At 67.2% G+C, this 26409-nt stretch carries 29 protein-coding genes; 11 read left to right on the top strand and 18 right to left on the bottom strand.

All coding sequences use genetic code 11. The annotated features are described in order from the left end of the window. Positions 1–71 precede the first annotated feature (71 nt). Positions 72–1169 carry a DNA polymerase IV gene (dinB, locus tag OZ671_RS08670; RefSeq protein ID WP_268860381.1) on the top strand — a complete coding sequence of 366 codons (1098 nt, stop codon included), beginning with the start codon at positions 72–74 and terminating at the stop codon, positions 1167–1169. A 9-nt stretch (positions 1170–1178) separates the two neighbouring features. Here dinB and OZ671_RS08665 read toward each other — a convergent pair whose 3' ends face one another. Beyond that, positions 1179–2948 (bottom strand): hybrid sensor histidine kinase/response regulator, encoded by a 1770-nt coding sequence (locus OZ671_RS08665; protein ID WP_268860380.1) that lies wholly within the window; start codon positions 2946–2948, stop codon positions 1179–1181. Between the two features lie 136 nt (positions 2949–3084). Between OZ671_RS08665 and OZ671_RS08660 the strand changes: the two genes are divergently transcribed. From OZ671_RS08660 to OZ671_RS08635, 6 genes are all read left to right on the top strand, one after another. Beyond that, positions 3085–3735, top strand: coding sequence for a response regulator (locus OZ671_RS08660; RefSeq protein ID WP_268860379.1), 651 nt, complete (start codon positions 3085–3087; stop codon positions 3733–3735). Between the two features lie 239 nt (positions 3736–3974). Beyond that, positions 3975–4754 (top strand): ABC transporter permease, encoded by a 780-nt coding sequence (locus OZ671_RS08655; protein WP_268860378.1) that lies wholly within the window; start codon positions 3975–3977, stop codon positions 4752–4754. Continuing rightward, positions 4751–5557: an ABC transporter permease gene (locus OZ671_RS08650; protein WP_268860377.1), complete on the top strand. Its 807-nt coding sequence runs from the start codon at positions 4751–4753 to the stop codon at positions 5555–5557. The genes OZ671_RS08655 and OZ671_RS08650 overlap by 4 nt, the downstream gene beginning before the upstream one ends. Beyond that, positions 5554–6312, top strand: a complete 759-nt coding sequence (locus tag OZ671_RS08645; protein ID WP_268860376.1) for an ABC transporter ATP-binding protein — start codon at positions 5554–5556, stop codon at positions 6310–6312. The genes OZ671_RS08650 and OZ671_RS08645 overlap by 4 nt, the downstream gene beginning before the upstream one ends. Then, a complete protein-coding gene (locus tag OZ671_RS08640) occupies positions 6309–6641 on the top strand; it encodes a hypothetical protein (RefSeq protein ID WP_038311233.1) in 333 nt (110 codons plus the stop codon). Before OZ671_RS08645 ends, OZ671_RS08640 begins: the two co-directional genes overlap by 4 nt. Continuing rightward, positions 6638–7705 carry an ABC transporter substrate-binding protein gene (locus OZ671_RS08635; protein WP_268860375.1) on the top strand — a complete coding sequence of 356 codons (1068 nt, stop codon included), beginning with the start codon at positions 6638–6640 and terminating at the stop codon, positions 7703–7705. Before OZ671_RS08640 ends, OZ671_RS08635 begins: the two co-directional genes overlap by 4 nt. Positions 7706–7716: 11 nt before the next feature. On the opposite strand, the gene OZ671_RS08630 is transcribed toward OZ671_RS08635, so the two are convergent. The 3 genes from OZ671_RS08630 to OZ671_RS08620 all read right to left on the bottom strand — a co-directional run bounded on the left by OZ671_RS08630 (position 7717) and on the right by OZ671_RS08620 (position 9495). Beyond that, positions 7717–7974, bottom strand: coding sequence for a hypothetical protein (locus OZ671_RS08630; RefSeq protein WP_268860374.1), 258 nt, complete (start codon positions 7972–7974; stop codon positions 7717–7719). Positions 7975–8128: 154 nt separating this feature from the next. Next, entirely contained in the window at positions 8129–8854 is a 726-nt protein-coding gene (locus OZ671_RS08625) for a class I SAM-dependent methyltransferase (protein ID WP_268860373.1), read from the bottom strand. A 65-nt stretch (positions 8855–8919) separates the two neighbouring features. Next, complete coding sequence (locus OZ671_RS08620) at positions 8920–9495, bottom strand: dihydrofolate reductase family protein (protein WP_268860372.1); 576 nt, start codon at positions 9493–9495, stop codon at positions 8920–8922. A 139-nt stretch (positions 9496–9634) separates the two neighbouring features. Between OZ671_RS08620 and OZ671_RS08615 the strand changes: the two genes are divergently transcribed. Beyond that, a complete protein-coding gene (locus tag OZ671_RS08615) occupies positions 9635–10171 on the top strand; it encodes a winged helix-turn-helix transcriptional regulator (RefSeq protein ID WP_268860371.1) in 537 nt (178 codons plus the stop codon). A gap of 16 nt (positions 10172–10187) precedes the next feature. On the opposite strand, the gene OZ671_RS08610 is transcribed toward OZ671_RS08615, so the two are convergent. The 7 genes from OZ671_RS08610 to OZ671_RS08580 all read right to left on the bottom strand — a co-directional run bounded on the left by OZ671_RS08610 (position 10188) and on the right by OZ671_RS08580 (position 17088). Continuing rightward, positions 10188–11027 carry an endonuclease/exonuclease/phosphatase family protein gene (locus OZ671_RS08610; RefSeq protein WP_268860370.1) on the bottom strand — a complete coding sequence of 280 codons (840 nt, stop codon included), beginning with the start codon at positions 11025–11027 and terminating at the stop codon, positions 10188–10190. A gap of 40 nt (positions 11028–11067) precedes the next feature. Further along, the gene (locus OZ671_RS08605) at positions 11068–11895 is read right to left on the bottom strand and encodes a carbohydrate ABC transporter permease (protein ID WP_268860369.1); all 828 of its coding nucleotides are present in this window, start codon (positions 11893–11895) and stop codon (positions 11068–11070) included. 13 nt (positions 11896–11908) lie between these two features. Further along, positions 11909–12790, bottom strand: a complete 882-nt coding sequence (locus tag OZ671_RS08600; protein ID WP_268860368.1) for a carbohydrate ABC transporter permease — start codon at positions 12788–12790, stop codon at positions 11909–11911. Positions 12791–12803: 13 nt separating this feature from the next. Then, positions 12804–14102, bottom strand: coding sequence for an ABC transporter substrate-binding protein (locus tag OZ671_RS08595; RefSeq protein WP_268860367.1), 1299 nt, complete (start codon positions 14100–14102; stop codon positions 12804–12806). A gap of 65 nt (positions 14103–14167) precedes the next feature. Then, positions 14168–15208: an ABC transporter ATP-binding protein gene (locus OZ671_RS08590; RefSeq protein WP_268860366.1), complete on the bottom strand. Its 1041-nt coding sequence runs from the start codon at positions 15206–15208 to the stop codon at positions 14168–14170. Between the two features lie 96 nt (positions 15209–15304). After that, positions 15305–16516 carry an MFS transporter gene (locus tag OZ671_RS08585; RefSeq protein ID WP_268860365.1) on the bottom strand — a complete coding sequence of 404 codons (1212 nt, stop codon included), beginning with the start codon at positions 16514–16516 and terminating at the stop codon, positions 15305–15307. A 65-nt stretch (positions 16517–16581) separates the two neighbouring features. Beyond that, positions 16582–17088, bottom strand: a complete 507-nt coding sequence (locus OZ671_RS08580; RefSeq protein WP_268860364.1) for an anthrone oxygenase family protein — start codon at positions 17086–17088, stop codon at positions 16582–16584. Between the two features lie 117 nt (positions 17089–17205). Here OZ671_RS08580 and OZ671_RS08575 point away from each other — a divergent pair, with 117 nt between their 5' ends. Further along, on the top strand, positions 17206–17838 hold the full coding sequence (locus OZ671_RS08575) for a TetR/AcrR family transcriptional regulator (protein ID WP_268860363.1): 633 nt from the start codon (positions 17206–17208) through the stop codon (positions 17836–17838). Between the two features lie 14 nt (positions 17839–17852). On the opposite strand, the gene OZ671_RS08570 is transcribed toward OZ671_RS08575, so the two are convergent. The 7 genes from OZ671_RS08570 to OZ671_RS08540 form a co-directional block, all read right to left on the bottom strand. After that, a complete protein-coding gene (locus OZ671_RS08570) occupies positions 17853–18815 on the bottom strand; it encodes a Gfo/Idh/MocA family protein (protein WP_268860362.1) in 963 nt (320 codons plus the stop codon). Between the two features lie 50 nt (positions 18816–18865). After that, positions 18866–20002 carry a hypothetical protein gene (locus OZ671_RS08565; RefSeq protein ID WP_268860361.1) on the bottom strand — a complete coding sequence of 379 codons (1137 nt, stop codon included), beginning with the start codon at positions 20000–20002 and terminating at the stop codon, positions 18866–18868. A gap of 97 nt (positions 20003–20099) precedes the next feature. After that, positions 20100–20498 (bottom strand): cytochrome C oxidase subunit IV family protein, encoded by a 399-nt coding sequence (locus tag OZ671_RS08560; RefSeq protein WP_268860360.1) that lies wholly within the window; start codon positions 20496–20498, stop codon positions 20100–20102. Positions 20499–20505: 7 nt separating this feature from the next. Then, a complete protein-coding gene (locus tag OZ671_RS08555; RefSeq protein WP_038311204.1) occupies positions 20506–21237 on the bottom strand; it encodes a heme-copper oxidase subunit III family protein in 732 nt (243 codons plus the stop codon). A 55-nt stretch (positions 21238–21292) separates the two neighbouring features. Then, entirely contained in the window at positions 21293–22000 is a 708-nt protein-coding gene (locus tag OZ671_RS08550) for a cytochrome c oxidase subunit 3 (protein WP_268860359.1), read from the bottom strand. Then, positions 21997–23778, bottom strand: coding sequence for a cytochrome c oxidase subunit I (gene ctaD / locus OZ671_RS08545; RefSeq protein WP_268860358.1), 1782 nt, complete (start codon positions 23776–23778; stop codon positions 21997–21999). The genes OZ671_RS08550 and ctaD overlap by 4 nt, the downstream gene beginning before the upstream one ends. An 87-nt stretch (positions 23779–23865) precedes the next feature. Beyond that, positions 23866–24711, bottom strand: a complete 846-nt coding sequence (locus OZ671_RS08540; protein ID WP_268860357.1) for a cytochrome c oxidase subunit II — start codon at positions 24709–24711, stop codon at positions 23866–23868. Positions 24712–25188: 477 nt separating this feature from the next. On the opposite strand from OZ671_RS08540, the gene OZ671_RS08535 reads away from it, so the two are divergent. Together OZ671_RS08535 and OZ671_RS08530 are read left to right on the top strand one after the other, a co-directional pair. Further along, a complete protein-coding gene (locus OZ671_RS08535; RefSeq protein WP_268860356.1) occupies positions 25189–25653 on the top strand; it encodes a hypothetical protein in 465 nt (154 codons plus the stop codon). Next, positions 25653–26366 carry an OmpA family protein gene (locus OZ671_RS08530; RefSeq protein WP_268860355.1) on the top strand — a complete coding sequence of 238 codons (714 nt, stop codon included), beginning with the start codon at positions 25653–25655 and terminating at the stop codon, positions 26364–26366. Before OZ671_RS08535 ends, OZ671_RS08530 begins: the two co-directional genes overlap by 1 nt. The last annotated feature ends 43 nt before the right edge of the window (positions 26367–26409 follow it).

Here is a 26409-nt window from a genome sequence, read left to right as displayed (position 1 = left end):
AATGGCGCGCCGGTGAGCTGTTCTTCCGATCGGCCGCTGCCCGGCGGACGCGGCGCTGGTAAGATGGCGGCATGGACCAGGAGGCAGGCGCCGAGGCACGGCAGCGCAAGGTGATCCATATCGACATGGATGCCTTCTATGCCTCGGTGGAACAGCGCGACAATCCCGAGCTGCGCGGCAAGCCCGTGGCAGTCGGTGGCGCGCGCGAGCGTGGTGTCGTCGCGGCGGCGAGCTACGAGGCGCGCACCTTCGGCGTCCGCTCGGCCATGCCGTCGGTCACTGCGCGGCGCAAATGTCCCGATCTCATCTTCGTCAAGCCGCGCTTCGAGGTCTACCGCGAGATCTCCCATCAGATCCGCGCGATCTTCGCGGACTATACGCCGCTGATCGAACCGCTGGCGCTGGACGAAGCCTATCTCGACGTGACGGACAACCTGAAGGGCCTGCCGAGCGCGACCGCCGTGGCCGAGGACATCCGCGCGCGCATCCGCGCCGAAACCGGGCTCACCGCCTCGGCAGGCGTCTCCTACAACAAGTTTCTCGCCAAGCTCGCCTCCGACCACCGGAAACCCGACGGGCTCTTCGTGATCACCCCGAGAATGGGACCGGCCTTCGTCGAAGCCCTGCCGGTGGCGAAGTTCCACGGCATCGGCCCGGCCACCTCGGCCAAGATGAACCGTCTCGGCATCCACACCGGCCTCGATCTGAAGGCGCAGTCTCTGGCCTTTCTGCAGCATCATTTCGGCAAGTCCGGCGCCTATTACCATGCGATTTCGCGCGCCATCGACGAGCGCGCGGTGCGGCCCGACCGCATTCGCAAGTCGGTCGGCGGCGAGAACACCTTCTTCGACAATCTCCATGACCGGGCGGCCATGCGGGAGGCGCTGGCCGCCATCATCGACAAGGTCTGGCGGCATTGCGAAAAGGCCAATGTCCGCGGCCGGACGGTGACGCTGAAGCTGCGCTATCAGGATTTCGAGCAGCTCACCCGCAGCCGGTCGCTGCACCACGTGGTGGCGAGCCGCGAGGAACTCGAACGGATCAGCTTCGATCTGCTGGACGGCCTTTTTCCGATGGCCAAGGGCGTCCGCCTGCTGGGCGTCACCCTGTCCTCGCTCGAGGACGAGACCGACGCGGGATCGCGCGGCCAGATGCAGCTCGCGCTCTGACCCTTGCGGTCAGGCCGCGACGTGGGCCGCGCCACCGGACGCCCGCGGCAAGACCTGGACGGCGGCCAGCAGTTCGTCGCCGTCGATCGGCTTGTGCAGGATGGTCGCACCGCTCGCCGACACCTCGCGCAGCCTCTCGGGCGAGGTATCGCCCGTCACGATGATGGTCGGGATGCGGCGTCCGAGCGCCGTTGCAAGCTTCATCGCCGCGCCGATGCCGGTTTCGTCGCCGGCGAGCCGATAGTCGGCGATGATCAGATCCGGTGGGACCGCGCCACCGGCCGCAGCCTCCCGATAGGCGTGCTCGGCCGCCGCCGCCGTGCCGCCGGCATAGACGTGATGCCCCGCCACCGTCAGCAGCCGGACCAGGGCATCGCGCACGTCGGGCTCGTCCTCCACCACCAGAATGCCGCACGCCACCGCCTCGGCCGGACGCTCGGCGGCGGGCAAGGCGGGCGAGGCCGTCCGCGCCAGGGGCACGGTGATCGAGAACATCGAGCCGCGCGCGGGCTGCGACACCAGCTTCAAGGGATGGCCGAGCAGTTCCGCCGTGCGCCGCACGATGGCAAGGCCGAGGCCGAGGCCCTGGGCCCGGTCACGGGCGGGATTGTGCAGTTGCACGAACTCCTCGAACACCGTCTGCTGCTGGTCGGGCGCGATGCCGAGCCCGGTATCCCAGACCTGGATCTCGACATTGTCGCCACGCCGCCGGCAGCCGAGCAGCACCCCGCCATGCGCCGTATAGCGAAAGGCGTTCGACAGGAGATTGCTGAGAATGCGCTTCAGCATCATCGGGTCGCTGTCGACCGTCACGTCGCGGCCGACGACGCGCCAGCCGAGGCCGCGCTGGCGCGCCTCGGCATCGAACTCGCCGTCGAGGTCGCGGAACAGCTGGCCGAGATTGACCGGCTCGCGAACCGCCGTCACGACGCCGGCGTCGAGTTTCGAGATGTCGAGCAGGCCGTTCAGGAGCCCGCCGAGGCTACCGACGATGGCGCGCGCCCGCCCGGCGAGGCCGACCGCCTCGCCCTGGGGCACGGCGCCCCGCTTGCCGAGCATGGCAAGCGTCGAGACGATGAGGCTGAGGGCATGGATCGGCTGCCGCAGGTCGTGACTGGCGGCTGCGAGAAAGCGCGTCTTGGACCTGTCGGCGCTCCGCGCGCGGTCCCGCTCCTCCTTGAGATGCTCGACCAGCCTCTCGTTCTCGAGCCGCAAGGTGATCGTCTCGCGCAACATCCGGTAGGTGATGCGGCAATAGTAGAAATTGATCGTCACCAGCGAGGCGAGCAGGAACAGGAAGGCGCCCGCCATGTCGCTGCCGCTGGTGATGCAGGCGAGAGCGACCGGAATGACCGTCGCAAGGATCGAGCCCATCAGCGCCGGCGGAAAGGCCGAGAGCGAGGGGACCGTGCCGCAGACGAGACCGGTCAGCACGATGACCGTGAACGACAGCAGAACCGGCTCGTCGGGCAGGAAGCCGACCCAGCCGAGCCAGCCCCACAGAAGCCCCGAGATCCAGGAGAAGGCGGCCGCAAGCCAGGCCCAGCCCATGAGCGCCCCGCCCCGCCGCGGGCGGGCGAAGAAACGGCGCGACGCGACGAGGCGCGCGGCGGTAAGCAGATAAAGTGCGCCCGCCCAGGCTAGAAGCCAGCTCGTTGCGACACCGCGCCGCAACACATAGATCGCCGCCATCGAAATAACGATGTTGGAAATCACCACACCGTAGGAATTACGGTAAAGAAGTTCGACCAGCTCCCGGCGAATCTTGTCGTCCTGCACGGCGGCGCTCATAGCCAAGTCCATAGGGTGCGGCAGCCATCACGAAACGTTACTTGTCGGGACGGCGCACTGTTTTGCACAATCAGACCTATAGAGAATCGACATTGTTTCATAGCGTCAGTGCCATATGACCCGCATGCTCACAGCCATTCTCGCCGATGACCATGCCATCGTGCGCGAGGGCCTGAAGCTCCTCATCTCGGCGATCGACGGGGTCTCGGTGATCGGCGAGGCGGCCGATGGCGATGCACTGACCAAGCTGCTGCGGGTCACCCACGCCGACCTCCTCGTCCTCGATCTCGGCATGCCCGGCGTCGCCGGTATCCAGGCGATCCCCGACATCAAGGCCGCGGCGCCGCGCATGAAGATCCTGGTGCTGACGGCCAATGTCGAGCCGCGCACCGTGCGCGCGGCGCTCGCGGCGGGCGCGTCTGGCTATCTGACCAAGGATGGCGAGCCGGAGGAGTTCGCCGATGCCGTCGCCGCGCTCCAGCGCGGCGAAACCTATCTTGCCCGCACCATACGCTTCGCCATCGGCGACGGGAGCTGCGGCGAACCGCCGCCCGACAGCCGGACCGTCGTATCGCCGATCCCGCTGACGCGGCGTGAACGGCAGGTGCTTTCGCTCATCGCCCAGGGCATGACGGCGCGCGCCATGGCCGAGCGGCTCGGCATCAGCCCGCTGACGGCCCGCAAGCATCGGGAAAACCTGATGGGCAAGCTCAATCTGCACAGCGCGGCGGAGCTTGCCGCCTATGCGGTCCGCCTCGGCCTGCCGACGGGCTGACCCCTCCTCCCGGCGAAGGGCCTAGCGCCCGACGCAGCCAAGTAAAGCTGCGGCCCGCGCAACCATGCCATGCAGCCCTTCCGGCCCGGACGCATGGACGCCGGCGGCGCGCTGGTGCCTAATCACGCCGCTTCGCCTCCGCTGGAGCGGGCCTGATCCGGACAAGACGGCAGCAGCCGCGCGGAACCGCTCCACCGGCCTGTTGTGTTGGACTTTTCGTCTCGCGGGAGAGGGACGTCATGGGTCAGACCAACCGGGCGCTGAAAGCGCTCGCCTTCGCTGCTCCGCTCGCGGCCCTGCTCGTGCTCTGGGCCGCGGTCATACCGCTGTTCGCCGTCTCGCCGCAGATCTTTCCCGATATCGTCTCGGTCGCACGCGCCGGATGGGACAGCCTCGCCGACGGATCGCTCGTGCAGCATGTCGGCGCGAGCCTTGCCCGCGTCGCGGTCGGCACGGTTCTCGCCATCCTGGTCGGCGTGCCGCTCGGCATCGCCATGGGCGTCAGCCGCGGCATCTCGGCCTTCCTGACCCCGCTCCTGCGCTTCTTCTCCGTGCTGGCGGGCATTGCCTGGATCCCGATCGCGACGCTCTGGTTCGGCTACGGTTTCGGCGCCATCGTCTTCGTCATCTTCAACGCGGTCTTTTTCGTCGTCACCTACAATACGCTGCTCGGCGTCTCGACCATTCCGATGCCGCTGCGCCATGCCGCGGCCTCGCTTGGCGCGCGCCCTCTCGCGCTCGTCACCGACGTGCTGGTGCCGGGCGCCCTGCCCAATATCGTCACCGGCATCCGCACGGGACTGGGCTTCGCCTGGCGCGGCCTGATCGCCGCCGAGATGATCGCCACCAATGTCGGCCTCGGCTACATGCTGTTCGTGGCGCGCGACTTCTATCGCACCGAAGTCATCGTCTTCGGCATGGTCATCATCGGCCTCATCTGGCTGGCCATCGACCGGCTGATCCTCGCGCCGCTCGAACGCACGACCATCGAGCGCTGGGGCATGGTGCGCCCGGCATGAACGCGCTGCTCAGGACCTATGGCGCCTATGTCAGGACGACCCATCGCTTCCCGGTGCTGCAGACCATCGTGCCGTTCATCCCGGTCGTGGTCCTGTGGGCCGGCATCGCCGAGTCCGGCCTCTTCCCGCGCGCCTTCTTCCCCGGTCCCGCAGACGTCATCCGCTCGTTCGGCGATCTCGTCTACAAGGGCATACTGCCGGACTATCTGGCCGACAGCGTCGGCCGCCTGATCGTCGGCGCCGGCATCGGCATGGCGCTGGCCATTCCGCTCGGCCTGCTGGTCGGCCTCAACGCCCGTGCCCATGCCGTGCTGTCGCCACCGCTCCTGTTCTTCCAGGCGATCGGCGACATCGCCTGGCTGCCGATCCTGATCATCTGGTTCGGTTTCGGCTTCACCACCATGACCTTCGTCATCGTCTACACCGTGCTGTTTCCCGTGGTGATCAGCACCGTGCTCGGCGTGCGCTCGGTGCGCCAGGACCTGATCCGCGCCGCGCAGTGCCTCGGCGCCTCGCCCCCGCGCATCCTCCTCGAGGTGATCCTGCCCGGCGCCCTGCCGAACATCGTCACGGGCCTGCGCAACGGGCTCGGCTACGGCTGGCGCGCGCTGATCGCCGCGGAAATGATCGTCGGCACGAGCGGCATCGGCTTCCTGATGTTCGATGCCCGCCGGGCCGGCTCGGTGGTCGAGATCGTGCTCGGCATGATCGTGCTGGGCATCCTCTGGTACATCGTCGATGCCTGGGTGCTGGCCCCCATCGAACGCATGACCGGGCAGCGCTGGGGACTGGTCACGCGATGAAGACGCTCAGCCTCAAATCCCTGTCGAAGACCTATTTCGACGCCTATGCCGGCACCCAAGTCACCGCCGTCCGCGACGTCAGCCTCGACATTGCCGAAGGCGAGTTCGTCGCGATCGTCGGGCCGTCCGGCTGCGGCAAGTCGACCATCCTCAACATGATCGCCGGCTTCATTCCGGCAAGCGGCGGCGAGATCCTGGTCGGCGGCCGGCTGGTCAAGGGACCTGGGCCCGACCGGGGCGTGGTGTTCCAGTCCTTCGCCCTGTTTCCATGGAAGACGGTCATCGACAATGTCGGCTTCGGGCCGAAAATGCGCGGCGTGCCGAAGGCCGAACGCGACGCCATCGCGCGTGAATACCTGGCCCTGGCCGGCCTGACCGAGGCCGCCGGACGCTATCCGAACGAACTTTCGGGCGGCATGCAGCAGCGTGTCGGTGTCGTCAGGGCGCTCGCCAACGAGCCCGACGTCCTGCTGATGGACGAGCCCTTCGCCAGCGTCGACGCACAGACCCGGATGACCTTGCAGGAGGAGCTCACCCGGATCTGGCAGGAGCGCCGGCCGACCGTGCTGTTCATCACCCACGACGTCGCCGAGGCGGTGTTCCTGGCGAGCCGCGTCATCGTCCTGTCGAGAGGCACGGTGAAAGCCGAGGTCGAGATCGACCTGCCCCGCCCCAGGACCTGGGACAGCCTCGCGCACGACAACGGGTTCAAGGACCTTTCCGCCGAGATCCTCGGCCTGGTGAGGACGGCATGACCCTCGTCCGCGCCGCCCTCGCCTCGACCAGGCTGCGCATCCTCGTTGCGCTCGGCCTCCTCTATCTTGCCTGGCAGGCGTGGCTTGTGATCGCGGCGCCGGCCAAGATCGCCGACGGCTTTCCGGATCGCGCGCGGGTCAACGCGCTGATCACGCTGCCCTTTCCGCCCGAGCGCTTCCACATCCAGCTGTTCCAGCGCCACGGCCGCGTGTCGGGCACCGACGGCAATACGGTGGAGTTGCGCGGCATTGCCCGGGGCGACCTGACCGCCATCGCCCGGCTCTATTGGGTCAGGCGGATCGAACCATTGAGGGAGGGAGCATCATGATCACGCGCAGAACCATGGTGACCGGGGCGCTCGCCGCGCCCGGCCTCGCCGCAGCCGGCGCCAAGGCGCAGACGATGACCAAGCTCAAGGCCGGCATGGTCACCGGCATCGACCAGATCGGCCTGCCGATCGCGCTGGAGCGCGGCTTCTTCGAAAAGGCCGATCTCGACGTCGCCATCGCACGTCCCTATGCCACCGGCGTCGATGCGCTGAATGCGCTGCAGGCCGGCGAAAGCGAGATCGTGCAAGTCGGCGTTCCCATGATTGGCGCCGTGCTGCGCGGCATGGACCTCGTCGCGCTCGGCAATTACAGCGGCAATGCGACCCAGCGCGGCTCCGACGCCACCATGGCGCTGATCGCGCGCGACGGCTCGGGCATCGACAAGGCCAATCTGGCGAGCCTGAAGGGCAAGCGGATCGCCGCCTCGTTCGGCACCATCAACCACCTCTACATTCTCGCCCTGCTGGAAAAGGCCGGCCTCGCCCCATCCGACGTGACGCTGGTGAACACACCGCCGCCGGACATGACGGTCGCCCTGCTCGCCCGTGGCATCGACGCCTTCTCAGGCTGGGATCCCTGGCCGATCGTCGCGCTGAAGGATGTGCCGGGGTCCTATGAGGTGGCGCGCGGCGGCAACGTCATCGCCTATGTCGGATTCAACGTGGCCCTGCGTCCGTGGATCGAGCGGAACGGCCCGACGATCGAAAAGTTTCTGGCGGCGGTCGCCGAGGCGGACCAGTGGATGCGCAAGAATCCCAAGGCCGCGGCCCAGGTCGCCACCCGCTGGATTCCCGGCCTCAAGGCCGACATCGCCGAGGCGGCCATGGAGTTCAACATCCAGCAGGCCGACCGACGCCTTTCGGCCAACAATTACCGGGCCCTGTGGAGCGCGGTGGACCGTCTGCACCGCCTCGGCTTCGTGCGCGCCACCTTCGACGTCAACAAGCACTTCGAGCCGCGCCACATCCTCAAGGTCATGGCCGACAAGCCGGCGCTGTTCGCCGACCTGCCACCGATCCCCGCCGATGCCGCCATCGGGCCAGGTTTCGTCTTCGCCCCCTGAGGCCCGTCCGGTCAGCGCTTGTTCCAGAAGTCCATCAGCCGGGCGAGGATCGGCCGGGTCAGCTTGTTGTCGCTGCCGGCAACCGCGATGATGGCGATGCCGCGCTGCGGCAGGCAATAGATGGTGGCGAGCTCGTTCGAGGGCGTCGTGCCGAACACCGATGCCGGCGCGTCCGGCATCGCGGCGAGGCCGGCTTGCGCGATCACGGCGCGGCCGAGCGCACGGCACCCGTCGAGAGTCGCGCCTGCTCGCAGTTCGACCTCGTTCATGCTGATGCCGGTCGCTCCCACCGCGCCTGGAAACGCCAGGACCAAACCGAAGCCCAGGACTGCCGCAAGCTTGCCCATTGCGCTTCCCCCCGCGAGGCCATGCTGCCCCGGTCGATATGACGCAACGGAAACTTGGCTGCAAGAAGGCCGCAGCTCAGGCGAGGCGTCTTGCCTTCAGCCAGAGGAACAGTGGCATGCGCATGGACTGGCGAAAGGCGACATGCCCGTCGACCGGCGTCGGCAGCGGCTCGCGCAGCGCCGAGATGGCAAGCCCGGCCTGCTCCAGCGCCCCGGCATAGACCTCGAGCGGCTGCGACCAGCCGGCAAAGGCCATGGTCAAGCCATCGCGCGTCTCGCTGCCCTCGAACCGCTCGCGGCCGTAATAGGAGCCTTCGACGATGAACGGCGCGTCCGGCTGAGCGCCGGCGAAGCGCCCGCGGTCGCGGAACGGATGGACGAGCGAGATCAGCACCGTCCCGCCCGGGGCCAGCACGCGCGCCATTTCGGTGACTGCGCCCGGCATGTCCTCGACATCCATCAGCACGTTGTAGGCAACGACGAGATCGAAGCTGCCCGCCGCGAAGGGCAGGTCGGCGGCCGGCGCCACCGCATAACGATCTGCCGAATTCGCCGCGCGCGCCGCCTCGACCAGCGCGGCGACCGCATCGGTCGCGGTGACGTGGTGGCCGAGCTCCCTCAGGAGGCGGGATACCCTGCCCTCACCGCAACCGACTTCAAGCGCCCGTGCCGCGCCCCGGCCGACAAAGGCGCTCAGCGCGTCACGATAGTACCAGAAAGCATCATGGCCCGGCCTCCGCGCCCATTCGGTCCAGGCAGCGGCGACGCTGGCCCAATGGGCGCTGTCGGGTGGTTCAGTCATGCAGCCCTCCTGCCGGATCGGGCGCAGAGGGATAGACCATTGCCGCTGCCGCCGATAGTCCGCGGTCAATGCCCGGCCGGCTCGTAGGTCAGGATCACCGCGCCGGTGTCGAGCGCCCGGTTCTCGACAAGCGTCAGCGCACGTCGCTCATAACCGCCCTTGAACAGGGCATTGCCCGCTCCGAAGAGCTGCGGCACCACCAGAAGCCGATACCGATCGACGAGACCGAGCCGCATGAAGGTCGCGGCGATGCCGGCGCCGCCAAACATCATGAGATCCTTGCCCGGCTGCCGTTTCAGCGCGGCCACCTCGCCGACGATGTTGTCGGTCACCACCCGGCTGTTGCTCCAGGTCACCGTGCGCGGCGCGCGTGAAAAGACCACTTTCGGCAGGCTGTTCATCGCCTTCGCGACATCGCGCTGCGCCGGCGGCGTTGCCGGGTCTGCCTCCGCGGCCGGCCAGTAGCTCGCCATGAAATCGAAGCAGACGCGGCCGAACAGCAGGCCGCCGGCATGGGCGATCGCATGGCCCGCCCAGAACCGGTCGAGGTCCTCCGACCAGGCCGGTGGAACGAACTCTCCGTTCGGCGCCTCGATGAAACCGTCGAGGCTGATCATCATCGATAGAACGACCTTGCGCATCGATATCTCCTCATGGCCCGGGCGGTCGACGCGCCGAAGACGGCGGTCCCCGCAAACCGCTTGTAATTTGCAAGCAATTGCCCCCTAGTCCAACCAGTGCGATAATGCAAGCGGTTTTGGATAATGCGCGGAGAGAACCATGGACGATGCCCACAGGTCCGGTTGCCCGATCAATCTCTCGCTCGAGATCTTCGGGGACAAATGGAGCCTGCTGGTCATCCGAGACATCATCTTCGGCAACCGCCGGCACTTCCGCGAGCTGATGCGTTCGGAGGAAGGCATCTCCTCCAACATCCTGGCCGACCGCCTGAAGATGCTGGTCGAGATGGGCATGCTGACCAAGTCCGACGATCCCAGCCACAAGCAGAAGGCGCTCTACAGCCTGACGGAGATGGCGATCAGCACCTTGCCGATCCTCGCCAATCTCGCCGCCTGGGGCCGGCGCTGGCTGCCGGTCAGCGAGGAACTGAGCATCAGAGCCCAATTGATCGAGGAAGGCGGCCCGGAACTCTGGGAGCGGTTCATGGCGGAACTGCGCGAGGAACATCTCGGCATTCCGCTGGCGGACGGCCCGCACTCGCCCACCGTGCGGGAGACATTGCAGGCAGCCTATCTGGAAGTGGTGGCGCGCCGGGCCGCGGCCGAACCCGCGACGCCCGCGCGCAAGGCCTCCTGAGCCAGGGCTTTTTCGCTCAGTCGAAGGTCACGACGACCGGTTGATGGTCGGATGCCCTGGTCGCGAGATCATAGTCGATCGAGGCAAGCCGACCGGCGACGTCGCCGGTCGCGAACACGAAATCGCAGCAGTGGGGCGCGCCGTAGGTCTGGTCATAGAGGCAGAACGACGGCGGGTGAGCCTCGTTCGGGTGGGCCTTGCGCCAGAGGTCGACGAGGGCCGGCGTGCCATCGTCGAACGGCGCCTCGAGACGTGCCTTCGAGGGATCGTCGGGTTTCATGTTGAAATCGCCGCACAGGATGGCCGAGGCGACGACCGGTTGGGGCGAGAACGGCGCGATGCCGCCTGCGAGCGGCGGCCGGGCGGTCCGCGCGGCGGTGTCGGCATGGATGGCGCGGATGCTCTCCACTTGCGCGGCGCGCAGCACGGTGTGGGAATATTCGAGATGCGTGGTCATCACGCGCACCGGGCCGAAGGGCGCGTCGATCATCGCATCGATCATCAGTCGCGGCATGGATCGCGCCTCGGCCGCCTTCCAGGCCAGCGTATGGCGGAACACCTGGCCGACCGGCAGGCGCGACAGCAGCGCATTGCCGAAACGGCGCCGGCCGCCGGCGCCATCAGGCACGTCGACGGCGGCGCCTTCGATCAGCGTATAGCCGGGCAGAAGATCGGCGAAGGCGGCGAACTGGTTCTCGCCGGCGCTGCCTTCGAGGTCGGGATAGTTGTCCGCCACCTCCTGCAGGCACAGCACGTCGAAGTCGGCGAGCGCGCGGGCATGCGCGACGATCCGCCCGAGGTCGAAGCGGCCGTCGACGCCGAGTCCCCACTGGATGTTCCAGGTGACGAGTTTCATCGCAATGTCTCCGGCGGACGGAAAGCCTTCATCACGGCGCCTACTTGATGCCGGCGCGCATGAAGCTCTGGACGAACTGGCGCTGGAACAGCAGGAAGCCGACGAGCAGCGGCGCGGCGGTGAGCAACGTCGCCGCGCAGATGATCGACCAGTCGACCCCCTGGTCGGTCGACGAGAAGACCTGCAGGCCGACGGTTAGCGGCCGTGCCTCCACCGAATTGGTGACGATCAGCGGCCAGAGGAAATTGTTCCAGTGATAGCTGACCGATACCAGGCCATAGGCGACATAGACCGGCCTGCCGAGCGGCACATAGACCCGCCAGAGCACCTGCAGGGGCGTCGCCCCCTCCACTCGCGCGGCGTCGTCGAGCTCGCGCGGCACGGTCTTGAAGGTCTGCCGCAGCAGGAAGATGCCGAAGGCGGAGGCCATGTAGGGCAGGCCGATGGCGGGGATGGAATCGAGAATGCCGATCCGGCTCATGGTCCGGTAATTCTCGACGATCAGCACGTCCGGCATGATCATGAGCTGGGCGAGGACAAGCGCGAAGACGAGCCCCTGGCCCGGGAATTCGTAACGCGCGAAGGCATAGGCCGCGAGCGTGCACAGGACGAGCTGGCAGGCGAGGATCAGCGTCACCAGGACAAAGGTGTTGAGGAAATAGCGGCCGAACGGCGCGGCGTCCCAGGCGCGCACGAAATTGCTCAGCGTCAGCGGCGCGAACAGCGCGAAGCGCGTCGAGAATTCCGGCGGATGGAAGGCGGTCCAGACCGCATAGGCGAGCGGCGCGATCCAGAGGATGGCGAGGAGCCAGCAGCCCGCCGTCTCCAGGATGCGGGCGAGGCCGCGCGGCGCATAGACATCGTTCATGACCGCACCCCCGTCATCGGTAGTGCACCCGCCGCTCGATAAGGCCGTATTGGACGAGTGCGATCAGCGCGAGCAGGGCGAGCAGCACGACGGTCAGCGCCGCGGCATAGCCGGTGTCCCAGAAGCTGAAGCCGACCTGGTAGATGTAATAGAGCAGCAGCGCGGTGGCATTATCCGGCCCGCCGCGCGTCATGACGAAGATATGGTCGATCGTGCGGAACGCGCCGATCACCGCATTGACCAGCACGAACAGCGTGGTCGGCATCAGGAGTGGAAACTGGATGCGCCGGAAGTAGGTCCAGCGCGAGGCTCCCTCCAGCGCCGCCGCCTCGGCAAGGCTCGGCGAGATCGTCTGCAGCGCGGCGAGATAGAAGATCATGAAGAAGCCGGCCTCCTTCCAGACCGCCACCACCGTCACCGCAAACAGCGCGGTGTCCTTGGAGCCGAGCCAGTTGGGCGAGACGATGCCGAACGTGCCGAGGATCTGTGCCAGCAGGCCATATTGCGGCGTGTAGAAGAACAGCCAGATATTGGCGACCGCGATCATCGGCAGCACGGTGGGCGTGAAATAAGCCATGCGTGCCAGCGTTCGTCCGGCGATCCGGTCGTTGACCCAGACCGCCATCAGAAGCGCCAGCGCGATCGACACCGGAATGGTGCCGATCGCGAACCAGACATTGTTGACCATGGCCTGCCAGAACACCGGGTCGGTCAGCATCTGCTCGAAATTGCCGCCCCCGATGAAACGCGTGGGACGACGCGGCCGCGGTGTCGAGTAGAAGCTCTCGATGATGGTGGCGACTGCCGGCCAATGGGTGAACGCCACCAGCAGGGCCAGCGACGGCCCCAGCATCAGCCAGGCATGGATCCAGGCGCGCTTCGGCGCAGTCGTCATGTCGCCGTCCGGTTCAGCGGTAGCTTCTCAGGATCCGCTCGGCTTCCGCCTGGGCATCCTTCATGGCGGCCTCCGGCGCCTTGGTGCCGGTGAGCGCCGCCTGCAGGCCGTCGTTCAGCGCCTTGGTGACCCGCTGGTTCTCGTGCGTCGACAGTTCCGCGACGGCGAACTCCAGCTGGTCGCGCGCGACCGCGGCGGCCGGGAAGCCCTGGACATAGTCCTTCATGACCTGCGTCTCCCAGGCATCCTTGCGGGTCGCGACATAGCCGGTGTCGATGCCCCATTTGGCGGCGCGCTCCGGCGTCGTGATCCACTGGATGAACTTGAACGCGGCTTCCTGCTCGGCGCGCGACGCCTTCTTCGACAGGTAGAAATTGCCGCCGCCGGTCGGGCTGCCCCGCCGCTTGCCGGCCGGCAGCATGCCGACCCCGAAGGGAAACTTGGCATTGGCGCGGACGCTGGTGAGATTGCCCGTCGTCGTCCACATCATGGCGCATTTGCGCTCGAAGAAATCGCGCGGCGTGGTGCCCCATTCGACGATCCCCGTCGGATGGACCTTGTGCTTGCGGGAGAGGTCGACCCAGTATTGCAGCGCCTCGATCACGCCCGGCGCGTCGAAGCTCGTGCGATTGCCGGCGCTGTTCATCAGGATGGCGCCGGCCTGGGTCGTCAGCCCCTGGAACAGCCAGTAGGGAAAGCCGGAAGCCGGGATCTGCAGGCCCCACTGGCTGGTGTTGGCGCCGTCGCGCTTGGTCAGCTTCTCGGCAAAGGCCACCTGCTCGGCCCAGGTTGCCGGCGGCTTTTCCGGATCGAGGCCGGCCTCCTTGAAGGCGTCCTTGTTCCAGTAGAGCACGACGGTCGAGCGCTGGAACGGAATGCCCCAGGTCTTGCCCTCGGTCTGGCTGTTTTCCATGAACCCAGGGAAGAAGCTCTTGAGCCAGGCGCGGTCCGCATCGGTGCGGATGAAGTCGTCAAAGGGCACGATCGCCTCTTCGTCGATCAGGGTGAACATGTCGGTCGACAGCAGCACCGAGGTCACCGGCGGCGTGCCGCTCTTATGCGCGGTCAGCGCCTTGACGATCGTTTCCTGATAGGTGCCGGCATAGATCGGCTTCAGCGCGATTGCAGGATTTTCCTTTTCGAAATCGGCAGCATAGCTGTCGATCAGCCGGGTGATCGGCCCGCCAACCGCGACCGGATAGAAAAACGACACCTCGGTGCGTCCTTGCGCGAGCACCGGCGCGGCGAGGCTGGCAGTGGCGGCCGCGGCCGCGCCCTTGAGAACGGCGCGGCGATCGACGATGCGGGTCATGATCTTCCCCTCACAAGAGTTTGTTTGCCGGCGAGCTTATCCGGATTTTCGCGGCCGGCCAGGTGTCACGCGATCCGACGACCGCTCACCGTGTCGAAATGGTGGGTGTCGGCGAGGTTCCAGTCGAGGCGAACATCGTCGCCTTCACCGAGCCCGGCCTTGCCGGGCACCCGCACAAGGCAGTTCGCCTGGTCCGCTCCGGCACCGACGCGGACATCGACGAGACTGTCGGCGCCGAGATATTCAACCGCCGTGACAGTGCCGTGAATGCCGGCCTCGCCGAGACGGATATGTTCCGGCCTGATGCCCAGCGACACGCTCGCCGCGTCGTGGGTCGCCGGCGCGAACCGTTTTCCCTCGCCGCCGAGCAGCGCGAGCGGCACCACGTTCATCGGCGGCGTGCCGACGAAGCGGGCCGTGAAGACGGTCGCCGGCCGGCCGTAGAGCTCGTCGGGCGTGCCATATTGCTCGACACGGCCCTGCCGCATCAGCACGATCCGGTCGGCCATGGTCATGGCCTCGACCTGGTCGTGGGTGACATAGATCATGGTCACGCCCAGCCGGCGCTGCAGGCCACGGATCTCCCGGCGCATGTCGAGGCGCAACTGCGCGTCGAGGTTCGACAGAGGTTCGTCCATCAGGCAGACCGGCGTCTGAGCCACGATCGCCCGGCCGAGCGCGACCCGCTGCTGCTGGCCTCCCGACAATTGCGACGGCTTGCGGTCGAGCAGCGCGGCGAGGCCAAGCATGTCGGCCGCGCGCTTCAGCCGGTCGCTGCGCTCGGCTTTCGGCACCTTGCGCACTTCGAGGCCGAACAGGATGTTCTGGGCGACGGTCAGGTGCGGAAACAGCGCGTAGCTCTGGAACACCATCGAGACGCCGCGCTCGGCAGGCCCGGCATGCGTCACGTCGCGGGCAGCGATATGGATGGTTCCCGCCGTCGATTGCTCAAGCCCGGCGATCAACCTGAGGGTCGTCGACTTGCCGCAGCCCGACGGGCCGAGCAGCGCGACAAGATGCCCGGGCGCGACCGAAAAGGACACGTCGTTCACCGCCGTCTGGCCGTTGAAGGCTTTGGTGACCCCCTGCAACTCGACCTCGGCCACGGCGCCTCCTGGATTCGCTGGACGAAAGGGTAGCGGACGGTAAAGCATTTTTTCCCGGCCCGGGTATCGTTCACGCACAGAAAATTCTCTCGCCCCTCAGCTCGCGATCCATCGCGACGCCTGCGGACGGCGCCGGGCGAGCAGCAGGAGCAGGACGAGCGCCGTCGTCGAGCAAAGCGCGGCAAGGCCCAGCACGGCATTGGCGCCCACGGCGGTGAGCAGGCCGGCGAGCAGCGGCGGCGCGAGCGCCGAGATCAGGTTGAGCGGCAGGGAGATGTGCGCGACTGCCTCGGCATAGGCCGCCCTGTCGTAGAAGGCGAGCGGAATGGTGGCGCGGGCGACCGCGAGCGCGCCACTGCCGAGACCGTAGATGAGGATGAAGGCTGCGATGGACCAGGCGGAGCCACCACCGAACATCATCACCGCCATCGCGACCGGCAGCGCGACACCGGCAACGAGGCCAGTGGTGACACCGTCCCAGCGTCCGCCGCCGACGAGGTCGAGCGCGCGCGCAGAGATCTGGACGAGGCCGAGCGTCGAGCCGAAGGCAATGGCCTGTGTCGCCGTCAACCCCTGCGCCTTGAGCAGCTCGATCAGAATGGCGGCGAAACCGAAGGTGACGAAGGCATTCAGCGCAATGCCGGCAACGATCAGGAAAAAGGTCTGGCGATCGCGGATGACGGATGCCGGCTTCGCGCCTCCGGTCGCGGCGATTCCGCCCATCGCGTCGGCCGGCCGCCGCGGCAGGCCGAAAGCATAGAGCGGAAGGCAGGCGAGGATCATGGCGGCGGCATAGACGAGGCTGGTCGCCCGCCAGCCTGCCGCATCGGCGAGAATCGCCGTCGTCGGCCAGAAGATGCTGCTCGACAGGCCAGTGATCACCATCAGCGCGCCGATCGCGCTCTTCGACTGCGGACCGGCAATCTCGTTGAGCGCGACATAGGCCGAGGTCGTCAGCATGGCCGCACCGGCCGTGCCGAGGACGGCCCATGCAGCGAAGTAGACGATTGGCTCCCGCGCCAGCGCCAGCATGACGAAACCTGGAGCGGCCAGCGCCGCCCCGCTCATCATCATCAGGCGCGCGCCGAACCGCGGCAGCGCCTTGGCAAGAACCGGCGCCCACAGGCCCATCACCACATAGAGCACCGAGCTGCCGGCAAAGACGGTGGCAAGATCGATCCCGAGGTCGGCGGCGATCTGACGTCCGACAATGGCAGGCAGACCGACCGTGCCCCAGCCGATCACCTGCGCGAGCGCAAGCACGGCCAGGGCACGAAGAACGGGCGCATCGAAACCACGGAACGGCACGTCGGACTATCCGGCTGCAAAAAAGCTGCTTTAGCCGGCAACCGGTGTCGATCCGATGACACCGGTCAACCGACCGCCGGTCCCCGCACCTGCAGCGCGAAGGCGATGCTGAGCGCGGCCGTGCCGGCGACGGCGGCAAGTGTTCGGACGTGGTTCCAGAAGGTCCAGTCGACGAGGTAGCGCTGCCAGAAGGCTTCGGCTTCGGCGCCGGCCGGATCGAGCGCCTCCAGGGCATTGTTCAGCGGCACATTGAAGGCCATCGTGACGATGAAGGTGCCGAACACATAGAGGAGGCAGCCGGCGATCAGCCAGAGGCTGCCGGGTTCCGACCAGCGGAACAGCGCCGTCAGCGCCAGCAGGCCGCCGACCACCGCCGTGCCGGCAAAAATGCCGAGGAAGCCCGGGTTGAGCACGACGATGTTGATGGAACGCATCGCCGCCAGGCCGGCGCCCGGCGAAATGCGCGCCAGCGCCGGCATGACGAAGTTCGAGAAGGCAAAAAAGACCCCGCCGATCAGGCCGCTGCCGAGGGCGGTGGCAAGGGTGAGGCTCAGCACCATGCGATCAATCATCGGAATGCCTCCAGCGTGACGGGGTGGGCCTGACAAAAATATGAGCACTACTCACATTTGCAAATGTGATAAATCCTCATATTCTTGACGTCAAGCCCTGCGCGGAGATTTTGCATCGTGACCGACCTTCCCTCCCCGACGGCCGCCGCCGCGCCGCTGCGGCGACGGCCGAGCCAGGCGCGCAGCAAGGAGCGGGTGGAACGGATCCTGACGGTTGCGCGGGAACTGATCGCCACCCGCGGCAGCGAGGCGCTGCGCATGGCCGAAGTCGCCGATGCCGCGGGGATCTCGATCGGCTCGCTCTATCAGTATTTTCCGGACAAGGCGGCGATCATCCGCACGCTGGCCGAGCGGTACAATCTGCAGGAGCAGGCCTGCATTCAGGCCGCGCTCGATGCGGTGCGCGACCCGGCGGGGCTGCGCCGGGCCCTCGCCGGACTCGTCGACGACTATTATGCGCTGTTCCAGGCCGAGCCCGCGATGCGCGACATCTGGTCGGGCACGCAAGCCGATCCGAGCCTGCGCGACATCGATCTGGCCGCGACCCGCCTGCTCGGCGACATGCTGGCGGCGGCGCTCATCCGCCTCCAGCCCGAGGCCGATGCGGAGGAGCTGCGCATATCGGCCTTCCTGACCATGCACATGGCCGGCGCCACCGTCCGGCTCGCCATCGCCCTCGAACGATCCGAAGGCGACGCGCTGATCGCAGCCCTCAAACGGATGATGATGCGGGAACTGCTGCCGGTCTGAGCGGCAGCAGCCGGTCAGCTCCTGAGGATCGCCTCGACGGTCTCCTGCACGTCGAGCGCCTCGGAGAGGGTTGCCAGGTGATGCGGCTCGCCGCGCACCAGGCGTGCGACGCCCTCGAGCTGGTGCTTGAGCGTCAGCGGCCGCATCTTGTCGTTCGGCAGCGCCGCGGGATCGCGCTGCCAGTTGCCGTCGGGACCGCGGCGCTCGGCGACCGACCAGTCGCAGAGGCGGACCGCACCGGCCTCGCCCTCCAGCATCCAGATATTGTGGTCGTCCTTGGCGGTCGTGCCGACGCTGCCGGCGAGCGTGACCGGCACGTCTCCGGCGCGCAGCTGCGCGCTGATGCGGCGCTCCGCCTTGCCGGCCTCGGGAAAGGCTGCCTCGGCCTTCAGGCCGTTCAGTGGTCCGACGAGGCGGCGCGAGAGAAACAGGAAATGGGAGACCACCTCGCGGGTGAAGCCCCCCTCCGCCGGCCGATCCAGCCAGCCTGCCGCATCGACCTGCCAGGACCGTGGCCAGGTTGCAAAGGCGACGTCGATCGTGACGCCCGTGATGCGGCCGACAGCCCCCTCGCCGATCCACCGCCGCACCGTCGCGACCGCCGGCGAGGAAGCGAAGGGAAAGTTGACGGCGCCGCGCCCACCAGCCTCCGCGACGAAGGCCCGCGCCGCAGCGACGTCGACGGCGAGCGGCTTTTCGCAGAACACCGTCTTGCCGGCAGCAAGCGCCGCCCGCGCATGACCAAGATGCGAGGCCGGCGGCGACGCGACATAGACGCAGTCCGCGGCGGCCACCACCGCCGCGGCATCGGCAAGGCGCGGCACCGCCGGCAGCGCGGCTTCCATGCGCGCCATCGCCGCCGCGGACGGGTCCCAGATACCGGCCGCGGTGACGAGCTCCGCCGGCTGGTCGAGAATCGCGCGCAGGAGGCGCTCGCCCATGATGCCGGCGCCGATGATTCCGATGGATACGCTCATGTCGCACACTTTCCTTTGGACAGGACGCCCTGACGCGCCGGGGGGCGATGTCAGGGCAATTGGCTGAGCAGGGCCGGCCCCTCGCCCGGCGTGATCAGCGTCGGCCACTGGTTCGATCCGAACGGCACGAGCGGCGGCAGGAACGGCGTCATGCCCCGCTTCGTCGCCTCCGCGGCGATGGCGGCCCGGGCATCGCCGCCCATCAGCTCATAGTCCATGACGGCTGCATTGCCGAAGAACAATGCGCCGACCGTGCGGTCGCCGACGATGCGGGTGAGCGATTGCAGCATGTCCTCCGGCGTCGTGGTGAACGAGATCGTCTCGATCAGCATCAGCCGCGTATTGATGGCCTGCGGGCCGAAATATTGCGCCAGCACGGCGTAGAGGATGTTGTTCTGGCGCGCGACATAGATCGTGTTGCTGGCGGCATAGGCCTTGTCCCAGTCGGCGCCGAGCATCGCCTTCCAGCCGGCGACCACCTCCATCCAATGGGCAACCTGCGTCTGAGCGGCCCAGGCGATGACCTTCTTCAGACGCGGGCCCTGCTCCGCCGTGAAGGCCTTCACCACGTCGTAGGCGACATGGCCCCTGGCGAAGCAGGCATCGATGAAGGCAATGTTGGCTGCCAGCAGCTCGCGCACCGCCGGACGCCAGTCCTCGCGCATGCCGGTGGCGTCGAGTCCGTCGAGGGCGGCCTGCAACCGTGCCCGAAAGGCCGCCATGGGCGCGCGCCAGGACTGATCGGCGGGCTTGTCGATATGGGGCGCCGCCATGACCGGCAGGACCATCGTGCTGTGGCCGACCGACTTGAGAAGCTGGTAGACGATCGGCACGGACGGCGCCTCGACCGGCGCCATGCCCGGCCGGTAGAGGATGAAGCGGCCGCCGGCCCCGGTGAACAGCGCCAGGATCACCGGGTGCTGGGCGAGAATGTTGGAGCGGAACACCTTCGACGCGTCGTCGTAGAGCCCGAACATGGCCCGGTTCAGGTCCAGCACGTTGCCGCGCGCGGTCGCGGCCGCGTCGGGCCGCTCGCCGCCGACGACGATGCCCATATAGGACGGCAGCTCTGCGGCGCCCGACGGCACGGCCGACGCCATCAGCGCGGCGCCAAGAAGGGCGGCGCCAAGAAGGGCGACGCCAAGAAGGGCGGCGCCGGCTCGGCGCGCCCGGGAACCCGTTGTCATTGAATGCCCCTCCCCCAAAAGGCACGGCCGCGGCAAGCGATTCGGCCGAGCTCCTTTTCTAGCACGGGACCTAGCGGGGCGCGCCGCCCGGCGCCCGCTAGCCGCCGCCGAAGAAGAAGACGACACGCAGGAGATGGGTGTAGTCCGCCTCGGCCACCATCATGGCGACGAAGACCAGGATGGCGACCGGTGGCACCAGGATCGCATAGGACAGGGCGAGGCGCTCCCAGGCCATATGCATGAAGATCGCGACGATGAGGCCCGCCTTCAGCACCATGAAGATGAGGATCAAGGTCCAGCGCAGGTAGCCCTGCACGTGGAAATAGTCGACCGCATAGGAGCCGGCGGACAGGACGAAGAGCCAGCCCCAGACCACCAGATAGAGCTTGATCGGGTGGTGCTGGCCCTGCGCCTCCGTGGTGGCCGGGCGCGCCGCGTGGGGAGCGCCCGCATCGAGCGCCGTGTCATGTCCTCCGGTCAAGGGCTGCGTCGTCATGGCGTGCTCACCACAAATAGAAGAAGGCGAAGATGAAGACCCACACGAGATCGACGAAATGCCAGTAGAGGCCGGTGATCTCGACGATCTCGTAGTGACCGCGGCGGCTCGTGAAAAAACCGCGCCGCCCCGTGTCGTAATCGCCGCGCCAGACCTTGCGCGCGACGATCAGCAGGAAGATCACGCCGATCGTGACATGGGTGCCATGGAAGCCGGTGATCATGAAGAAGGTCGAGCCGAACTGCGCGGCGCCCCATGGATTTTCCCAGGGACGGACGCCTTCGGAAATGAGCTTGGTCCATTCGAAGGCCTGCATGCCGACGAAGGTCGCGCCAAAGACCGCGGTGACCACCAGCATGAGCGCCGTCTTCACCCGGTCCCGGCGGTAACCGAAATTGACCGCCATCGCCATGGTTCCGCTCGATGAGATCAAGACGAAGGTCATGATCGCGATCAGGATCAGCGGCACCTCCTGCCCGCCGATATGCAGCGCGAAGACCTGGCTCGGATTGGGCCAGGGCACGGTCGTCGACATGCGGGCAGTCATGTAGGACAGCAGGAAGCAGCCGAAGATGAAGGTGTCGCTCAGGAGGAAGATCCACATCATGGCCTTGCCCCAGGAGACGCCCTTGAAGGCGCGCTGGTCGGAGGCCCAGTCCGCAGCGAAACCGCGCCAGCCGTCCGGCCGCGGCGCCAAGGCCCCTGCCTGATGCGTCGATGCCATCGTCGTATCGTCCATCCCCAGATCCTTTCGCAGGTCCGGTCTTTCGAAGGCTGCAGGCCGCGGGCCCGGCTCAGCCGAGCAGCGGCCTGCACATGGCTATGAGGTCGTCGACCCAGCGCATCAGCAAGGCGAACAGGATGAACCAGATGACGAGGAGGAAATGCCAGTAGATCGCGCAGAGATCGACGCTGAGCCGCAAGGCGCGGGCATCGTCGGAGCGCCAGGCGCGGCGGGTCGTCGCCCCGAGCGCGGCGAGCCCGCCGAGGAGGTGCAGGCCGTGCAGCGCGGTCAGGAGATAGAAGAAGGTGTTGGCCGGATTGGCGGCAAGCCAGTAGCCGGCAGCCGACAGCTGGCGCCAGGCCAGGACCTGCCCGACGAGGAAACCTGCGGCCGCGACGCCTCCCGTCAGCAGCGCGGAGCGCAGGTCCCTGATATTGCCCTCGCCCGCCGCGACATGCGCCCAATGCAGCGCGAGGCTGGAGAGGACGATGAGGCCGGTATTGACGAAGAGCACCGGCGGCACCGGCAGCGCGCGCCAGTCCGCGCCGGCGTCCCGGCGCATCAGATAGGCGCTGATCAGCATGGCGAAGAGCACGCCGACCACGGCCAGGAACAGGCCGAGGCCGAGCTTTGCCGCCGGCACCTGGGACGCCTCGGTGCGGCCATAGCCGGTCACCGCCCCTTCTTCGAGCCACGGCTTCGACATCAGCCGCTGGTGTGACAGCCACCAGCCGGCGACCGCCGCGAGCACGGCGAGGAAGATGATGGTGACGCTCACCGATGGCCTCCCTCGGCGGCAAGGCCCAGCGGCGGCTGGTTCTGCGGAATGAAGTCCGCGGGGGCGCCGGGCACGCTGTAGTCATAGGCCCAGCGATAGACGACCGGCAGCTCCTTGCCCCAGTTGCCATGGCCCGGCGGGGTCTCAGGCGTCTGCCATTCGAGCGTCGTCGCGCGCCAGGGATTGGACCCCGCCTCGCGGCCGCGGAACAGGCTCCAGATCATGTTGAACACGAACAGGAGCTGGGCGAAGCCGACCACCAGCGCCATCACAGATATGAAGGCGTTGAGACTGTGGGCGCTGTCGGGCACGAAGGACATCTGAGTGATGTCGTGATAACGCCGGGGCATGCCGACCAGCCCCAGATAGTGCATCGGGAAGAAGATCGCGTAGGCGCCGAGGAAGGTGACCCAGAAATGAACCTTGCCGAGCGCATCGTTGAACATGCGGCCGGTGATCTTCGGGTACCAGTGATAGATCGCACCGAACACCACCATGATTGGCGCGACGCCCATCACCATGTGGAAATGGGCCACGACGAACATGGTGTCCGACAGGGGCACGTCGACCACCACATTGCCGAGGAACAGGCCGGTGAGGCCGCCATTGACGAAGGTGACGATGAAGCCGAGCGCGAACAGCATCGGCACCGTCAGGTGGATGTCGCCGCGCCACAGCGTCAGCACCCAGTTATAGACCTTGATCGCGGTCGGCACGGCGATGATCAGCGTCGTGGTGGCGAAGAAGAAGCCGAAATAGGGATGCATGCCGCTGACGTACATGTGGTGCGCCCAGACGATGAAGCTGAGCGCGCCGATGCCGACAATGGCCCAGACCATCATGCGGTAGCCGAAAATGTTCTTGCGGGCATGGGTGGCGATGAGGTCGGAGACCATGCCGAAGGCCGGCAGGGCGACGATGTAGACCTCCGGATGGCCGAAGAACCAGAACAGGTGCTGGAACAGGATCGGACTGCCGCCGCGATGGGCCATGCGCTCGCCCATGGAGATGAGCGAGGGCATGAAGAAGGAGGTGCCGAGCAGCCGGTCGAAGAGCAGCATGACGGAAGCGACGAACAGCGCCGGAAAGGCGAGCAGCGCCATGATCGTTGCGGTGAAGATGCCCCAGACGGTGAGCGGCAGGCGCATCAGCGTCATGCCGCGGGTGCGCGCCTGCAGCACGGTGACGACATAGTTCAGCCCGCCCATGGTGAAGCCGATGATGAACAGGATGAGCGAGACGAGCATGAGGACGATGCCCGCCTCCTGGCCCGGCGTGCCGCCGGTGATCGCCTGCGGCGGATAGAGGGTCCAGCCGGCACCGGTCGGTCCGCCCGGCGCGAAGAAGCTCGCCACCAGCACCAGCACCGCCAGCAGATAGATCCAGTAGCTCAACATGTTGGCGTAGGGGAACACCATGTCCCGGGCGCCGACCATGAGCGGGATGAGGTAGTTGCCGAAGCCGCCGAGGAACAGGGCGGTCAGGAGATACACCACCATGATCATGCCGTGCATGGTGATGAACTGCAGATACATGTTGGGATCGATGAACGAGAACAGCCCGGGGAAACCGAGCTGCAGCCGCATCAGCCAGGACAGCACCAGGGCCACCAGGCCAATTGCCATGGCGGTCAGCGAATACTGGATGGCGATCACCTTGGCGTCCTGGGAGAAGACGTATTTCGTCAGCCAGCTGTGGGGATGGTAGAGGTCGACCTCTGGAACTTCGGCTGGCGGCACGGCGCTCGATGCGCCCTCGCCGATCGGAATGTCGGTCATGGCCATGCGCTCCGCTCTGGCTGCGCGCCCGGTCCATTGCCCCGGACCGGGCCCCATCGCTGCACTGCACGCCCGTGGTCGCCGCGCTCAGCGGCCGGCGCCGTCTCCAGCCGCCGTCCGCCCCGCCGCCGCCGTCCGCGACCGCGCGGTCATTTCGGCAAAGGTCGTCTGGCCGGCCCGCCAGCGCTCATAGGCCTGGGCGCTCTCGACAATCACCTTGCCGCGCATCTGCGAATGGGCGAGCCCGCAAAGTTCCGCGCACAGCACGTCGAACTCGCCGGCGCGGGTCGGCGTGAACCAGAAATAGGTCACCGAGCCCGGGATCATGTCCATCTTGGCGCGGAATTCCGGCACATAGAAATTGTGCAGGACGTCGATCGACCGCAGCAGCACCTTGACCGGCCGGCCCAGCGGCAGGTGCAGGTCGCCACCGTCGACCACGACATCGTCGCGGCCGTTGGGATCGTTGGGATTGATGCCGAGCGGATTGTCCGGCCCGATGAACTGCACATCGGTGGTGCCGAGCTTGCCGTCATTGCCCGGCAGGCGATAGGCCCAGCGCCATTGCTGGCCCATCACCTCGACCTGGGCCGCATCGGCCGGCACGGAGATGAACTGGTGCCAGACGAACAGGCCCGGAACCAGCATGGCGGCGACGCCGATCGCCGTCACCACCGTGAGCCAGCTTTCCAGCTTGCGGTTTTCCGGCTCGTAGTCGGCCTTGCGCCCGTCGACATGGCGAAAGCGGAAGATGCAATAGGCCATGAAGGCGACGACCGCGAAGAACACGACGCCGGTGATCCAGAAGGTCGCGATCAGCGTGTGGTCGATATAGCTCCAGTTGGACGCGATCGGCGTCCACCACCACGGGCTCAACAGGTGGAACACCACGGAGCCGACGGCCACCAGCAGCAAGAGGATCGCAGTAGGCATCGCCCATCCATCCTTGGCCCGAGGCTGCGGATTTCATGTCACGGACGTCATGCGCATCTGCGGCGATGGCGGGCGCGCTGCGAGCCATCGTCGTATGTCCTCGACCGCCTCTGTCGGGCCGACAGGCCTCCTGCCATGGACGCAAAAAGACCTTCTTGCCGGTCGCGTCATCGAGCGCAGGTCGAAACGATTGGATGATGATACCCGAAGACGTCGAATGTCAATCGATTCCACTATCCTGGCAGCGACTTGGCGCCATGCGGACAACGCAGGCGCGAATACTGAGCGACACCACACGCATCATACCGCAGTACCGTTTTTGCGGTTGCGAAAGCATGCCGCCCCAGCTAGGAGGGGCGGCGAATGCAGCCGTCCCCGCTCGACGATCGGACGGCCTCCCGACCCGTCATGACCAAGTCACGCGCATGGCGGACGTGTCCTCCCCGATCACCACAACCATCCCGGAGACCCATCAGCGTGAGACCGATTTTTGCCTCGCTCGTCGCCCTTTCCCTGTCCTTCGGCAGTGCCGTCGCCCTCGCCGAGGGCAGCGCGGGCCGCGTCATCAACACGCCGAACGCACAGGCGAGCACGCCGGTCGGCGTCACGCTGGTCGTCAAGAAGATCACGGTCGGCGAGGACGCGACCGTCGTCAATCTCGTCGCTTCGTTCGACAGCCGGGTGACCGGCCGGGTCGACCTGAACCGCGAAAACGCCGTGCTGGTCTATGGCGAGAACCAGCGGCTGCACCTGCGCCAGCCCGCCGACAACCGCGACCTGACGATTCAGAACGGCCGCAGCATGGTCGGCGACCTGGTCTTTCCCGGCCAGATCCCGGCCGGCACCGAGCGCGTCACGCTGATCTTCAACGAGGGCAATACCAATGACGATATCACGGCGCCCGGCGTGACGATCGAGGTGCCGCTCGCCGGTGGCCGCTGATGTGGCGCCTTTCCTGCGCGGCGCTGGTCGCCGCCGCCCTTGCGCTGCCGTCGCCGCCGGCCCATGCCCTCGAGGTGGAACGTTCCGCCACGCCGATCGGTGAACGCCCGTCCGCGCTCGGCGAAACCTCGCTCGGCTCCAGCCGCTGGAGCCCGGCCTCGCTGCCGGCGTCGACCTTCGTGCCCAGGACGGAAGGCGGTTCCCTGTCCTCGTCGGGCGGAGGCACCCTACCGTCTTCGGCGGGCGGCTCGTCGTTCCGCCTCGACGAAGTGCCGAGCCGGCTGCGCGAGCGCACGCGCACCCTGCTCGGCGAGTTCGGCGCCCGTGACGAGGCCGACGGACGGATCCGCATCACCCTGCTCGGCGATGTTCTCTTCGATTTCGACAAGTCGGAGGTCCGGCCCGACGCGCGGCCGGTGCTCAACCGGCTGGCCGAGTTGCTTGCCGGCTATCGGCAGGCGGCGGTGGCGATCGAAGGCCATACCGACGCCAAGGGCGACGACGACTACAATCAGGCGCTTTCGGAGCGGCGGGCTGCGGCGGTCAAGGCCTATCTCGCGCAGCGCAATGCCGGCGCTGCGCGACTGAGCACGCGGGGTTTCGGCGAGAGCCGGCCCGTCGCGCCCAACACCACGCCCGACGGCGCCGACGACCCGGAGGGTCGGCAACGCAACCGGCGGGTGGAATTCGTCATCGGCCCCGGCACGCGCTGACGACGGCGGCACGAGGCGGCGGAGCTGACGCCCCGTCGCCCGA

The organism is Phreatobacter sp. AB_2022a, assembly GCF_026847585.1.
Classification (GTDB): domain Bacteria; phylum Pseudomonadota; class Alphaproteobacteria; order Rhizobiales; family Phreatobacteraceae; genus Phreatobacter.
This window is presented reverse-complemented; position numbering and strand designations above follow the sequence as displayed.